This window comes from Monashia sp. HAY1-11D (assembly GCF_056868035.1).
In genome coordinates, this window is sequence record NZ_CP200320.1 from 4,368,311 (window position 1) to 4,382,575 (window position 14,265).

Below are 14,265 nucleotides of genomic sequence, written 5' to 3' on the forward strand. Positions count from 1 at the left end.
GCTGGGTAGGGTCGGGGCGTGACCGACGAGATCACCGTGCTCCCCCCGATCGAGGACCTCATCGATGTCCTGACCCTCAAGGACGTCGGCACGGCCCAGATCGCCGTCACCGACGTGCTCGGCCGCGACGCCGCGGAGTCGATCGGGGCGACGTCGGCGCGCGTCTTCGAGGGGCGCAGTCAGAAGATGCCGCACGGCCGGGTCTTCGGCGGCCAGGTGCTCGCGCAGTGCGTCATGGCGGCCGGCACGACGGTCCGTGAGATCGACGGCGACGGCCCGCGCCCGATCCACTCGCTGCACGGCTACTTCATGCGTCCGGGCGACGACACCCTGCCGATCCGGTTCGCCGTCGAGGAGATGCGCGACGGCCGGTCCTTCTCGACGCGGCGGGTCCACGCCGTGCAGAAGGGCGCGCCGATCATGTCGATGGTGTGCTCGTTCCAGGAGCGGGCCGGCGGCCTCGACCACCAGGAGCCGATGCCCGCGGTGGCCGGCCCCGAGGGCCTGACCTCGCTGGCCGAGGCGTTCCGCGGCATCGACCACCCCGGCGCCCGGCACCTCGCGGAGTCCCGCCCCATCGAGCTGCGGCCCGTCGAGAGCAACATGTTCCTCGACCCGGGGCCCGAGCAGGTCGCGAGCAACCACGTGTGGATGCGGGCCGTCGACCGGCTCCCGGACGACCCGTTGCTGCACGCCGCGGTGCTGGCCTACTCCAGCGACTACTCGCTGCTCGAGCCCGTGCTGCGACGCCATGGCCTCGTGTGGACCGACCGTCGGCTGCGCGTCGCGAGCCTCGACCACTCGATGTGGTTCCATCGCGACGCGCGAGCCGACGAGTGGCTGCTCTACGCGCAGGCGGCCCCGTCGGCCACGAGCGGTCGCGGCCTGTCGATCGGACAGATCTTTACCCGGGACGGCACCCTCGTCGCGACGACCGCCCAGGAGGGTATGGTCCGCGTCAAGGACTACTGAGGGCGCACCCGCGTCACACCGCGCGGACGACGGCGACGTCGTGGCCCTCGAGGCGCAGGCCGCCGGGGGCCTTCTCGGGGTGCCGGCCCCACGAGGCCAGCACCTCGTCGAGGTCGTCCGCGACGGGCACGACCTGGGACTGCTCGGACAGGTTGGCCACGACGCGCAGCCGCCCGCGTGACAGGACGAACCACGAGGCGTCCTCGTCGAAGCGGGCGCTCGTGTCCCGCAGGTCACCGGAGGCGATGTCGGGTTCGGTGCGGCGAACCTCGAGGAGCCGCCGGTAGAACGCGAGCGTCTCGACGTGGCCCGGTGCGTCGACCTCCGACCACCGCAGCACGCTCGACTCGCGGGTGGCCGGGTCCTGCGGGTCGGGGACGTCCGCCTCGTCCCACCCGTGCGCCGCGAACTCGCCCCGGCGCCCGGTGCGCACGGCCTCGGCGAGCCAGTCCTCCTCGAAGGAGGTGAAGAACGCGAAGGGCGTTCCCGCGCGCCACTCCTCGCCCATGAAGACCATCGCCGTGTAGGGCGACAGGAGGTAGAGCGCCGCGCCGATGGCCTGCTGCCCCGGCGTCACGGTGGCCCCGATGCGGTCGCCGACCGCGCGGTTGCCGACCTGGTCGTGGGTCTGCAGGTAGGCGACGAAGCGGTGCCCGGACGTCGTGGCGGGGTCGACCGGCCGACCCCAGGTCGCGTCGCGGAAGGTCGAGTAGCGGCCGTCGTGCAGGAAGGCCTGGGTGAGCACCTTGGCCAGGACCGACAGCACGCCCCCGTCGGGCCACGCGGCGGTGCCGCCGGCGAAGTCGGCGTAGTAGCCCTGGGTCTCGCCGGTGAGCGCCACGTGCAGGGCGTGGTGCACGTCGTCGTCCCACTGCACCGTCATGCCCCGGCCGCCCTCCGCGGTCGGCGTCACCATGACCGGGTCGTTGAGGTCGCTCTCCGCCACGAGGTCGAGCGAGCGGCCGAGCTGGGCTGCCAGAGAAGCGGTCTCGTCGGACAGCTGCGCGAGGACGTGACGATGGGAGGAGTCACGCAGCTCGTGGACGGCGTCGAGTCGCAACGCGTCGACGTGGAAGTCGCGGAACCACCGCAGCGCGTTGTCGACGACCCACCGCCGCACCTGCTGCGAGCCGTCACCGTCGAGGTTGACGGCCGGACCCCACGGCGTCGTGTGCGCGTCGGTGAAGTACGGCCCGAACTCCGCGAGGTAGTTGCCGGTGGGGCCGAGGTGGTTGTAGACGACGTCGAGGCAGACGCCCAGCCCGCGACCGTGGCAGGCGTCGACGAAGCGCTGGAAGGCCGCAGGCCCGCCGTAGGCGTCCTGGACGGCGTACGGCTGGACGCCGTCATATCCCCAACCGTGGGTCCCACCGAAGGCCGCGACGGGCATGACCTCGACGACGTCGATGCCGAGCTCGACGAGGTGGTCGAGGTGCCCGGTCGCGGCATCGAGCGTCCCCTCGGGTGTGAACGTGCCGACGTGCAGCTCGTAGACGACGCCGCCGGCCACGCCCCGACCCTCGCGGGGGCCGCGCCAGCCCGCGTCCTGCCACCGGTGGGCCGCGACGTCGAACGTGCGGCTGGGCCCGTGCACCCCGTACGGCTGCCAGGCGCTGCGCGGGTCGGGGCGCGGGTCGCCGCCGTCCAGGCTGAACGCGTAGTCGAGGACACCCGCCTTCGCGAGGTCATCGGTGGGCGTCCATGACCACCACCCGTCCCCGGCCTGCTGCATGGACCGGCGCTCCGGTTCCGTGCCGTGCGCCGCGGCCGCGACCCTCACCTCCACCGTCGTGGCGTACGGCGCCCAGACGTGGATCTCGTTCTCACTCATCGCGTTCCCTGTGGTCGGTGGTCCGGTCAGAGGTGCGCCCGGGCCGGCCTCACGCCTCGTGGACGAGGAGCGCGACGGGCAGATGCTCGTCGGGCAGCACCTGCGCCACCCGTACCCGTCCGCCGTCGGTCGCGCGCCCCGACACGGCATCCCGCCACCTTCCGGCCGGCAGCTCTACCGTCGCGTCGCCCCAGCCCCCGGCGTCGGCGAGCCGGCCGGCGAGTCGCGTGACCAGCGTCACGACGCGTGGCCCGTCGTCGTTCCCGCGCACGAACCCGACGAGGTGCGCCGAGGAGGAGTCGACCTCGGCGTACGTCGCAGACGGCCCGACGAAGGCGTCCGGGGCAGCCCGCCGGGTGCGCAGGGCCGCCGTGGTGAGCAGGAGCTTCTCGTCGGAGAGGTCCTGTGGGGCGGCACCGGCGTCCAGCCGGGTAAGGCGGTCGCGGCGCTCGGCGTAGTCGACGAGACGCCGGTTGTCCGGGTCGACGAGCGACAGGTCGACGAGGTCGGTGCCCTGGTAGACGTCCGGCACGCCGGGCATCGTCAGCTGGACGAGCTTCTGCCCGAGGGTGTTGGCCCGGATCTCCGTGGCCGTGCCGGTCAGCCACGCCTCGACGTGCGTCCGCACGTCCTCCGACGCGAGCACACCGGAGACGAAGCGATGGACCGCGGCCTCGTACCCCTCGTTCGGCGAGGTCCATCGGGTGTAGAGCTTGGACTCGCGGATCGCCTTGAGGGCGTAGGCGTTGAGTCGCTCGTCGCTGATCGGCCAGGCACCCACGAGCGTCTGCCAGAGGAAGTACTCGGTGAGTGCGTCGAGCGCGTCATCCCGGAAGGGGTCGGCCAGCCCGCGGGCGGTGCGCACCCACGCCGCCCACGCCTCGGGACGCTCCGCCAGGACGAAGAGCCGGGCCCGCACGTCCTCGGCTCGCTTGGTGTCGTGGGTCGAGAGGGTCGTCATCGTCGCCGGCCAGTGCTCGGCGAGCGTCGTCGCGAACCGGTGGAACTCGGCTGCCGGGACACCGACCCGCTCCGGGTCGCCACCGACCTCGTTGAGGCCCACGAGCCGGACGAACCGGTAGTACGCGGTGTCCTCGATGGCCTTGGCCATGACGGGTCCGCACGTCTGCTGGAACCGGACGAGGAACTCGTCGGCGGCGGCGGCATCCGTCCGCTCGGCCCGTCCGAGCGCGAGGTCGAGGAGCGCCCCGACCGTGCGGGCGTCGAGGTCCGGGCCGTGCAGCGACTCCCGGCCGCGCGCCACGGCGGACTCGAGCGCCACCGCGTCCCGCTCCTGCGGCTCGGTACCGGGCCGGCGGTAGACGCGGTAGCGGTCCATGCCCACGAGCATCGTCTCGAGGACCCGGCGCGCCTCGTCGGTGTCGAGGTCGGGCCGGGCCCGCGCCACGAGCCGCAGCAGCCGCTCGACCTCCGCGACGAGCATGACCTCGACGACCCACCGTTTCGACGTCGCGACGATGGCTCCGAGGTCCTGACGCTCCCCGACCAGCTCGGCCGAGAGCTCGTCGAGCGGCGCGGCACCTGCGGGGTCGACGAACAGGCCCCCGACGCGCAGCAGCGCGTCGTAGCCGGTGGTTCCCGCGGTGCGCCAGGACGCCGGCAGCTGCTCGTCGCCCTCGAGGATCTTCTCCACCACGACCCAGACGTCCCCGGTGGCCTCGGCGAGCCGTTCGAGGTACCCCTCGGGGTCCGCCAGGCCGTCCGGGTGGTCGATGCGAAGCCCGGCGACCGCGCCGGAGCGCACCGCCGCGAGGAGCCGCTCGTGCGTGGCGTCGAAGACCTCGGCGTCCTCGACGCGCACGGCGATGAGCGACGTGACGTCGAAGAAGCGGCGGTAGTTCAGCTCGGCGTCGCCGACCTGCCAGAACGCCAGCCGGTAGTGCTGGGCCTCCAGCACGTCGGCGAGCGGGGCCGACGGGTCCGTACCGGGCGCGAGCGGGAACACGTGGTCGTAGTAGCGGACCACCGGCTCGCCCTCGTGCTCCCCCAGCGACAGCTCCCCGGCCGCGAGCGCCTCCTCGAGCCGCGAGCCGAGCACGGGCAGCAGGATCCGCCCGTCCTGGGCGTCCCAGTCGACGTCGAACCAGGACGCGTACGCCGAGGTGCGGCCCTCGCGCAGCACGTCCCACAGGGGCCGGTTGAGCGACAGGGGCGTCGGCGTCGTCATGTGGTTCGGGACGACGTCGACGACGACCCCGAGGCCCGCCTCGTGCGCTGCTGCGCACAGCCGCTCGAAGCCGGCGTCGCCACCGAGACCCTCCGCGACGTGGCGGTGGTCGACGACGTCGTACCCATGCATCGACCCGCTCGTGGCCTGCAGGACGGGAGACAGGTAGAGGTGCGAGACGCCGAGGGCGGCGAGGTGGTCCACCTGGGCCAGCGCGTCCCCGAAGGTGAAGCCGGGCTCGAGCTGGAGCCGGTGCGTCGAGACCGGGATGCCGGGACGGGCTGCCGCGTCCGTCACGCCGTGGCCCCCTCCGTCACGCCCGCGACGGGCGGCGCCGCCGGCACCCGCGGGCACCGGAGGACGACGATGCTGTGGGCCTCGACCTGCACCTGCCACGTCGGGTCGAGGGGCGACTCCTCGATCTCCTCCCGCGCCGTGTCGATGACCGGGAGCCACTCCGTCCCGTACTCGGCGTCCGGCAGCGTGAACGACAGCGACTCGTGGTGGGCGTTGAAGAGCACGAGGAACGAGTCGTCGAGGATCTTCTGTCCCCGCGGGTCCGGCTCGGGGATGGCCGAGCCGTTGAGGAAGACCATGAGCGACTTGGCCATTCCGTTGCTCCACGCCTCGTCGTCCATGTGCTCGGCGTTCGGCATGAGCCAGGCGATGTCACCGAGCTCGCTCTCACCGCCGTGCTCGGCGCTGCCGGCGAAGAACCGGCGCCGGCGGAACACCGGGTGCTCCCGGCGCAGCCGGACGATCGACTGGGTGAAGGCGAGCAGCTGCTGGTCGTCCTCGTCGAGGGCCCAGTGGATCCACGAGATGTCGTTGTCCTGGCAGTACCCGTTGTTGTTGCCGCCTTGGGTGCGGCCGAGCTCGTCGCCGTGCAGGAGCATCGGGACGCCCTGGCTGAGCAGGAGGGTCGTCAGGAAGTTGCGCTGCTGGCGCGCCCGCAGGCCACGCACCGCGGGGTCGTCGCTCGGACCCTCGACGCCGCAGTTCCACGAGCGGTTGTGGCTCTCGCCGTCGTTGTTGCCCTCACCGTTGGCCTCGTTGTGCTTGTCGTTGTACGACACGAGGTCGCGCAGGGTGAAGCCGTCGTGCGCGGTGACGAAGTTGATCGACGCGATCGGCTTCCGGCCGGAGTGCTCGTAGAGGTCGCTCGAACCCGTGAAGCGGGAGGCGAACTCGCCGAGCGCCCCGCCCTCGCCGCGCCAGAAGTCCCGGACCGTGTCACGGTACTGGCCGTTCCACTCGGTCCACAGGGGCGGGAAGCCGCCGACCTGGTAGCCGCCCTCCCCGACGTCCCAGGGCTCGGCGATGAGCTTGACCTGGCTGACGACCGGGTCCTGCTGGATGAGGTCGAAGAACGCCGACAGCTTGTCGACCTCGTGGAACTGGCGGGCCAGCGTCGCGGCGAGGTCGAAGCGGAAGCCGTCGACGTGCATCTCGGTGACCCAGTAGCGCAGCGAGTCCATGATGAGCTGGAGCACGTGCGGGCTGCGCATGAGGAGGCTGTTGCCGGTGCCGGTCGTGTCGTAGTAGTGCGACAGGTCGTCGCTGACGAGCCGGTAGTAGCTGTTGTTGTCCAGGCCCCGGAAGGCGAGCGTCGGGCCCATGTGGTTGCCCTCCGCCGTGTGGTTGTAGACGACGTCGAGGATGACCTCGATGTCGGCCTCGTGCAGCGCCCTGACCATGGCCTTGAACTCCAGAACCTGCTGCCCGCGCTGACCCCCCGCCGCGTAGGCGTTGTGCGGGGCCAGGAAGCCGATCGTGTTGTAGCCCCAGTAGTTCGACAGGCCGCGCTCGACGAGCGGCGCGTCCTGGACGAACTGGTGCACCGGCATCAGCTCGACGGCGGTGACGCCGAGGTCGGTCAGGTGCTTGATCGTCGCCGGGTGGGCGATGCCGGCGTAGGTGCCGCGGATCTCCTCCGGGACCTCGGGGTGCAGCATCGTCAGACCCTTGACGTGGGCCTCGTAGATGACGCTCTCGTGGTACTCGTGCCGCGGGGGGCGGTCGTCGCCCCAGTCGAAGAAGGGGTTGACGACGACGGAGTGCATCGTGTGGGCGATGCTGTCGTCGGTGTTGATCTCGGTCGTCGTCGCCGCGTCGGGGTCACCGAAGGTGTACGAGTACAGGGACTGGTCGTTCTCGGCCTGCCCCTCGATGGCCTTGGCGTACGGGTCCAGCAGGAGCTTGCTCGGGTTGCAGCGGTGCCCGTTCTCGGGCTCGTAGGGGCCGTGGACGCGGAAACCGTACCGCTGGCCGGGCTGCAGGAACGGCACGTACCCGTGCCACACGAACCCGTCGACCTCCGGCAGGTCGAGGCGCGTCTCGGCCAGGTCGTCCGTGAGCAGACACAGCTCGACACGCTCGGCGACCTCCGAGAAGACCGCGAAGTTGACCCCCGCGCCGTCGTACGTGGCGCCGAGGGGGTAGGGCTTGCCGGGCCAGATCTCCATGGAGCTTCTTCCGTCGTCATGGACGCGGCCGGGGCCGCGCCGCCACCGGTGTGGCGTCGGGCGGACGGCGCCGGCCACCCCGGGCCCATCGTGGTGCCCGGCGGGGTGCCGCGCAACCACCGCTCCCCTGACGGTCGGGCCTCGGCCCGCCGGGGAAGCGACGCCCGCTGCGCGCGTCCGTGCTTCCAGTACCCCGTGAGGGCGACCCGGTGACGCCCGCCCACCTCGCCGACGGGGAGGCCGCCTCAGCGTGGCGCTGGACGGCCTGTCACAGAGCCCCGCCCAGCGTCACGCCTCCGTCGATGGTGAGGGTCTGGCCGGTGATCCACGAGGCGTCGGCGGACAGGAGGAAGGTCACGGCGCCGGCGACGTCCTCGGGGACGCCGAGCCTCTTCATCGGGTAGGCGGCCGCCACCTGCTCCTCACGGCCGGTGTAGAGCGCCTCGGCGAACTTGGTCTTGACGACCGCGGGCGCGACGGCGTTGACACGCACGTCGGGACCCAGCTCGTGGCCCAGCTCGGTGGTCAGGTGGATGAGCGCGGCCTTCGAGACGCCGTACCAGCCGATGACGCCCGAGGCGCCCTGCCCGGCGACCGACGCGAGGTTGACGACCGCGGCGGGGTGCTCGGCGTCACCGAAACCCGCGCCGACGGCCTTGCGGATCCACGAGAACGCCGCGACGACGTTGACGTCGAGCACCTTGCGGGCGACGTCGAGGTCGGTGTCGAGCATCGGCCCGTAGACGGGGTTGATGCCGGTGTTGTTGACGAGCAGGTGCAGGCCGCCGAACGTCTCCCTCGCCGCAGCGATGGTCTCGTCCTGGTGCGCCTCGTCGGCGGCGTTGCCGGCCACCCCCAGCGCGCACTCGGGACCACCGAGCCGCTCGACGGCCTGGGCGAGCGCCTCCTGCCGACGCGCCGTGACGACGACCCTGGCACCGTCGGCGACGAGCCGCTCGGCGATGCCGAAGCCGATGCCGCGGGAGGCACCGGTGACGATGGCGACGGCACCATCGTGGCGCCGTCGGGCGTCCTCACCGCCCATCAGAAGCCGAGGTCCCGGCCGATGAGCTCCTTCATGATCTCGTTGGAGCCGGCCCAGATCTTCGTGACGCGGGCGTCGCGCCAGGCGCGAGCCACCCGGTACTCGTTCATGAAGCCGTAGCCCCCGTACAGCTGGACGCAGTGGTCGAGGACGTCGTTCTGCACCTGGGAGCTCCACCACTTGGCCTTGGCGGCGTCGACCGCGCTGAGCCGGCCCTGGCTGTGGGCCAGGACGCAGTCGTCGACGTAGGCCTCGGCCACCTCGATCTTCGTCACGAGCTCGGCCAGGAGGAACTTGTTGTGCTGGAACTGGCCGATGGACTGGCCGAAGGCCTGGCGGTCCTTGGCGTACTGGATGGTCTCCTCGAGGATCGCCTTCGGGTGCGCGACGTTCGAGACGGCGGCGCCGATGCGCTCCTGGGGCAGGCGCTGCATCATCGCGATGAAGCCCATTCCCTCGGGCCCGAGCCGGTTCTCGTCGGGCAGGCGGACGTTCTCGAAGAACAGCTCGGCGGTGTCCGACTCCTCCATGCCGACCTTGTCGAGCTTGCGGCCGTTGTGGAATCCCTCCGTGCCGCGCTCCACGACGAAGAGGGTGATGCCCTTGGCCCCCTTGGACGGGTCGGTGCGGGTGGCCACGATGACGAGGTCGGCCTGGTAGCCGTTCGTGATGAAGGTCTTGGAGCCGTTGAGCACCCAGCCGTCGCCGTCGCGCACTGCGGTGGTCTTGAGGGCGGCGAGGTCGGAGCCGCCCGAGGGCTCGGTCATCGCGATGGCGCAGACGAGGTCGCCGCTGGCCATGCCCGGCAGCCAGCGCTGCTTCTGCTCCTCGGTGCCGAGGTCGACGATGTAGGGCGGGCAGACGTCGGAGTGGATGCCGAAGCACGAGCTCGTCGCGGCGTTGAAGCGCGACATCTCCTCGGCGATGACGGCGTTGAAGCGGTAGTCCTTGACACCGGCGCCGCCGAACTCCTCCGGGATCTCGAAGCCGAACAGGCCCTGCTTGCCGGCCTCGCGCCAGATGTCCCGGTCGATCGACTTGGCCTCGATCATCTGCTCGGCGCGCGGCTGCAGCGTGCGGTGCACGAACTCGCGCGCCGACGCGCGCATCGCCTCGTGGTCCTCGTCGTAGATGTTGCGGGGCATCCGTCCTCCGTGGGGCGTGGGGGCGTGGCTGGCGACGCGCCGTACCGACAGGTAACTAAGCGCTTGCTTAGTCTCCCGCCGCTACGGCATGCTGTCAACGTGCCGCAGCCCACGCCGAGCCGGACCTCACGCGCGAACCCGAGCCAGGACCCGTCGACCGTCGACCGCCTCATGCACGCGGCCGCGCACGCCTTCGCCGACAAGGGCTTCCACGCCACGACGACCCGCGACATCGCCTCGGGCGCGGGCCTGTCCCCCGCGGGGGTCTACGTGCACTTCGGGACGAAGGAGGAGCTCCTCTTCAACCTCAGCCGCAGCGGCCACGAGAGCGCCCTGCGCCTCCTGCGCGGCGCCATCGCCGACGGCCCGACGCCGACCGAGCAGCTGGCCAACGTCATGGCGCGGTTCACCGAGTGGCACGTCGAGCAGTACCAGGTGGCGCGCGTCGTGCAGTACGAGCACCACCACCTGACGCCCGAGCACCACGCCGAGGTGCTCGCCCTGCGCAAGGAGATGGACGGCCTCGTCCGCGGCATCCTCGAGCGGGGTGTCGCCGACGGCGCCTTCACCGTCGACGACAGCGGCGACACGGCCCTCGCGCTCCTGTCGATCGTCGTCGACGTCGCCCGCTGGTACTCCCCCACGATCCGCCGGTCCCCCGCACAGATCGGCGCGACCAATGCCGCCCTCGCGCTGCGGCTGGTCGGCGCGGCGGGCTGACCCGCGTGGCGGCCCACGCCGGCCACAGCGTCCTCCTCGTCCCGGTCCCGCAGCTCGAGCCGTTCGTCCTCGGTCGCACCCGCCACTACGACGAGGCGTACGCGTCCGAGGACCCGAGCTTCGTCCACGCGCACGTCACGGTCCTCGGACCCTTCCTGCCACGCCATGAGCTCACCGAGGAGGTCTTCGGCATCGTGGACGAGATCGCCTCTGCCACGGGGCCGTTCGACTTCACCCTGGAGCGGACGGACACGTTCCCCAACGGTATTGTGCACCTGCTCCCGGACCCCGACGACGTGTTCCGCAGCCTGACCGCCGCCCTGTGGCAGTCCTTTCCGCAGTGTCCCCCGTACGGCGGTGCGTTCGCCGACGTCGTGCCGCACCTGACCCTCGACGCGGTGTCCGACACCGTCACCGAGGACTCGACCCGGCTGGCCGTGAGGTCGTGGACACCGGCCGCGTGCCGTGCCGAGCGACTCGACCTCGCATGGTACGAACCCCACCGGTGCCACCTGCTGCGCTCGTGGCGCCTCGGCGGGCAAGGGGTCGCCTCCACCTAGCGGGGTGGGTCAGGCGTCCGGGTCAGTCCCCGAGGACCGGAGTCGGGAGAGGACCGGCGGGGTGGGCAGTCTGTGCCCCGTGCTGGGTCTCGCGCGCGGCCGTCGGCTCGGGGCCGAGGTCGACCGTGAGGCGAGGCAGGAAGAACTGCACGAGCGGTCCGATCGACACGGCGTACAGCACCGTACCGAGGCCCACTGAGCCGCCGAGCAGCCAGCCGACGACGAGGACGACCACCTCGATCGTCGTGCGCACCAGCCGGATCGACAGTCCGGTGCGGCGGGCGAGGCCGGTCATCAGGCCGTCGCGCGGGCCGGGTCCGAGCTGGCTGCCGATGTACAGGCCGCCGGCGACGCCGTTGAGCCCGAGGCCGGACAGCAGGAGCGTCGCACGGGCCCACAGGGCGTCCGGCTCGACGATGAGCGCGAGACCGGCGTCGGCGGCCAGACCGATGACGACGACGTTGGCCACGGTGCCGAGCCCGGGCCACTGCCGCAGCGGCACCCAGAGCAGCAGCACGAGCGCGCCGATCACGATGGTGACCTGCCCGAAGGTCAGCGGCACGTGGCTCGCGACGCCCATGTGGAAGACGTCCCACGGGTCGAGCCCGAGCGCGCCGCGGACCATCATCGCCATCGAGACGCCGTAGAGCGTCAGCCCGACGAGGAGCTGGACGACGCGCCGCGGCAGGTGCGGCGCTCGCAGCTGGGCGACCGGTCCGAGGTTGCGCAGGGGCACGTGGCGTCTCATGGAACCATCGTGGCCACGATTGGACTGCCGGTTAAGGGCCAGTCATGGCAGAGTGGACCTCATGCGCTCCGTCTCCGCCCGGACCCTGTCCGCCCTCCTCGGACCCGAGCCGCTCCCCCGGCCGGCCTACCGCGGGCTCGCGGACGCGGTGCGCCGCCTCGTCTCCGACGGCCGGCTCCTCGTCGGCACCCGGCTGCCGAGCGAGCGCGCCCTGACCGCCGAGCTCGGGCTGAGCCGCACGACGGTCGTCGCCGCCTTGGACGCGCTGCGTGACGAGGGTTTCGTCGTCACCCGTCGCGGCTCTGGCAGCGTCGTCGCCCTGCCCACGGGCGCTTCGGGTCTCGCGCTGTCCGGCGCAGGTCTCATCCCGACCGACGTGCCGCCCGAGGTCATCGACCTCACCTACGCCGCGCTGCCCGCGGCCGCCGGCCTCACCGCCGCGTACGAGCGCGCTCTCGCCGAGCTGCCACGGCACCTCGCGACGGCCGGCTACCACCCCCACGGGCTGCCCGAGACCCGCGCCGCGATCGCCGACTGGTTCGACGGTCGGGGTCTGCCCACCTCACCCGAGCAGGTCGTCGTCACCTCCGGCGCCCACGCCGGGCTCTCCTCGGTCCTGCGGGCCGAGCTCGACGTCGGTGACCGCGTCCTCGTCGAGACCCCGACCTACCCCAACGCCGTCGTCGCGGTCCGGCGCTCGGGCCTGCGGCCCGTGCCGACCCCCCTGACCCGGCTCGGCTGGGACCTCGACGCGGTCGAGGTCGCCCTGCGCCAGAGCGGGGCCAGGATGGCCTACCTCATCCCGGACCACCAGAACCCGACCGGGCTGCTCATGGACGCCCCGACGCGGGTCGCCGTCGCCGACGTGCTCGCTCGCGGTCGCGCCGTGCCGGTCGTCGACGAGACGTTCGTCGAGCTCGGCCTCGACGAGGCGGCCGCCGCCGACCGCGTCCCGCCGTTCGCGACCTCGGCCCCGGCGGCGTACACCCTCGGCAGCGCGGGCAAGACCTGGTGGGGCGGCATCCGCGTCGGATGGGTGCGCGCGCCGCGCGAGGCGGTCGGAGCCGTCGTGGAGTCGCGCCACAGCCTCGACCTCGGCAGCGCGGTGCTCGAGCAGCTCGTCGTGGCCGACCTGCTGCGCCAGGGGGACGCGGTGCTGGTCGCCCGGCGCCGCGAGGCCCGCGCGCGCCGCGACGCCATGGTGGCGGCCGTGCGGCGCCACCTGTCCGACTGGCGGTTCGACGTGCCGGTCGGAGGGCTCAACCTATGGTGCGAGCTGCCGGTGGCCCGCGGTGACCAGCTGGCCCGCGTCGCCGAGCAGGCCGGCGTCCGGCTCGCCCGGGGAAGCCAGTTCGCCGCGGCCGGCGGACTCGGACGCTGGGTCCGGATCCCCTTCTGCGTCCCGGCCGATGAGGCCGACGAGGTCGGCCGACGCCTCGCGGCCGCCTGGGACCTCGCCCTCGCGGGGAGGCCGGTCCGCGACGACGCGCCGCCGCTCATCGCCTGACCCACCGGTCGTGCCGACCCGCCCTGTCACACTGGGGAGGTGGGAAGCTCACGCGTGACGGTGCGGACGTGCCGCTGGGAGGACGGCGCCGTCGTCGAGGAGGGCTTCGCCCTCGAGCAGGTGTCCGACCACCTCGACCGCGAGGGCTCCCTGCTCTGGGTCGACCTCTGCGAGCCCGACCACGACCACCTGCTCCGGCTGGCCGGCGAGCTGGGTCTCGACCCCCACGCCGTGGAGGACGCCGTCACCGCCGGCGAGCGGCCCAAGGCCACCCGGCACGCCAAGCACACCTTCCTCACGGTGTACGCGACCCGCCTCGAGGCACCGGAGGACGACCCGACCGCCCGGGACTCGCGGCTGCGCCTGACGCGCATCTCTGCGTTCGTCCTGCCGCGTGGTGTCATCACGGTGCGCTCGAACCCGGACTTCGACATGGGCCGGGTCCTCGACCGGTGGAACGAGGACCCCGAGCTGCTGCGCCACGGCGTCGGCGCCCTCGTCCACGGCCTCCTCGACACCGTCGTCGACGGGCACTTCGAGACGATCCAGCAGCTCGACGACGCGATCGAGGGACTCGAGGACGACCTCTTCGACGACCGTGGTCGGACACGCGTCGCGCAGGTGCGCACCTACCGACTGCGCAAGGAGCTCGTCGAGCTGCGCCGGGTCGTGCTGCCCATGCGTGACGTCGTCAACGCCGTGCTGCGCCACCGCACGGACCTCGACGAGCGGCGCCCCGAGCTCGACGGGTTCTACGACGACCTGTACGACCACGTCCTGCGCGCCGCCGAGTGGACCGAGTCGCTGCGCGACATGGTGACGACGGTCTTCGAGACCAACCTGTCGCTGCAGGACGCCCGGCTCAACACCGTCATGAAGAAGCTGACCGCCTGGGCGGCGATCATCGCCGTGCCGACGGCGGTCACCGGCTGGTACGGCCAGAACGTGCCCTACCCCGGGTTCGGCTCGCACGCAGGCGTGCTCGTCAGCGGTGGCGTCATCGTCGTGGTCGCGGCCCTGCTCTACCTCGTGTTCCGACGCAAGGGGTGGATCTAGGGACGGCCACCGCGTCAGAACTCTGACG

11 protein-coding genes are annotated in these 14,265 nt (G+C 72.2%); 5 read left to right on the forward strand and 6 right to left on the reverse strand.

Going from position 1 to position 14,265, the window contains the following annotated elements; translation table 11 throughout:
- Positions 1-18: 18 nt before the first annotated feature.
- Positions 19-972 carry an acyl-CoA thioesterase gene (locus AC1VM9_RS20180; protein ID WP_481345802.1) on the forward strand — a complete coding sequence of 318 codons (954 nt, stop codon included), beginning with the start codon at positions 19-21 and terminating at the stop codon, positions 970-972.
- A 13-nt stretch (positions 973-985) separates the two neighbouring features.
- On the opposite strand, the gene treZ is transcribed toward AC1VM9_RS20180, so the two are convergent.
- The 5 genes from treZ to AC1VM9_RS20205 all read right to left on the reverse strand — a co-directional run bounded on the left by treZ (position 986) and on the right by AC1VM9_RS20205 (position 9,646).
- Complete coding sequence (treZ, locus tag AC1VM9_RS20185; protein ID WP_481345803.1) at positions 986-2,803, reverse strand: malto-oligosyltrehalose trehalohydrolase; 1,818 nt, start codon at positions 2,801-2,803, stop codon at positions 986-988.
- Between the two features lie 49 nt (positions 2,804-2,852).
- Complete coding sequence (treY, locus tag AC1VM9_RS20190; protein WP_481342761.1) at positions 2,853-5,288, reverse strand: malto-oligosyltrehalose synthase; 2,436 nt, start codon at positions 5,286-5,288, stop codon at positions 2,853-2,855.
- The gene (gene glgX, locus AC1VM9_RS20195) at positions 5,285-7,456 is read right to left on the reverse strand and encodes a glycogen debranching protein GlgX (protein ID WP_481342763.1); all 2,172 of its coding nucleotides are present in this window, start codon (positions 7,454-7,456) and stop codon (positions 5,285-5,287) included. Before glgX ends, treY begins: the two co-directional genes overlap by 4 nt.
- A 268-nt stretch (positions 7,457-7,724) precedes the next feature.
- Complete coding sequence (locus AC1VM9_RS20200; RefSeq protein WP_481345805.1) at positions 7,725-8,501, reverse strand: SDR family oxidoreductase; 777 nt, start codon at positions 8,499-8,501, stop codon at positions 7,725-7,727.
- Entirely contained in the window at positions 8,501-9,646 is a 1,146-nt protein-coding gene (locus AC1VM9_RS20205) for an acyl-CoA dehydrogenase family protein (RefSeq protein ID WP_481345806.1), read from the reverse strand. The genes AC1VM9_RS20200 and AC1VM9_RS20205 overlap by 1 nt, the downstream gene beginning before the upstream one ends.
- Positions 9,647-9,745: 99 nt before the next feature.
- Between AC1VM9_RS20205 and AC1VM9_RS20210 the strand changes: the two genes are divergently transcribed.
- A complete protein-coding gene (locus AC1VM9_RS20210; RefSeq protein ID WP_481343311.1) occupies positions 9,746-10,366 on the forward strand; it encodes a TetR/AcrR family transcriptional regulator in 621 nt (206 codons plus the stop codon).
- A 5-nt stretch (positions 10,367-10,371) separates the two neighbouring features.
- Positions 10,372-10,926, forward strand: a complete 555-nt coding sequence (locus tag AC1VM9_RS20215; RefSeq protein WP_481345807.1) for a 2'-5' RNA ligase family protein — start codon at positions 10,372-10,374, stop codon at positions 10,924-10,926.
- Positions 10,927-10,948: 22 nt separating this feature from the next.
- On the opposite strand, the gene yczE is transcribed toward AC1VM9_RS20215, so the two are convergent.
- A complete protein-coding gene (yczE, locus tag AC1VM9_RS20220; protein ID WP_481345808.1) occupies positions 10,949-11,674 on the reverse strand; it encodes a membrane protein YczE in 726 nt (241 codons plus the stop codon).
- Positions 11,675-11,735: 61 nt separating this feature from the next.
- Here yczE and yczR point away from each other — a divergent pair, with 61 nt between their 5' ends.
- Both yczR and AC1VM9_RS20230 read left to right on the forward strand, forming a co-directional pair.
- The gene (gene yczR / locus AC1VM9_RS20225) at positions 11,736-13,181 is read left to right on the forward strand and encodes a MocR-like transcription factor YczR (protein WP_481345809.1); all 1,446 of its coding nucleotides are present in this window, start codon (positions 11,736-11,738) and stop codon (positions 13,179-13,181) included.
- A gap of 39 nt (positions 13,182-13,220) precedes the next feature.
- A complete protein-coding gene (locus AC1VM9_RS20230) occupies positions 13,221-14,237 on the forward strand; it encodes a magnesium transporter CorA family protein (protein ID WP_481345810.1) in 1,017 nt (338 codons plus the stop codon).
- Positions 14,238-14,265 lie beyond the last annotated feature (28 nt).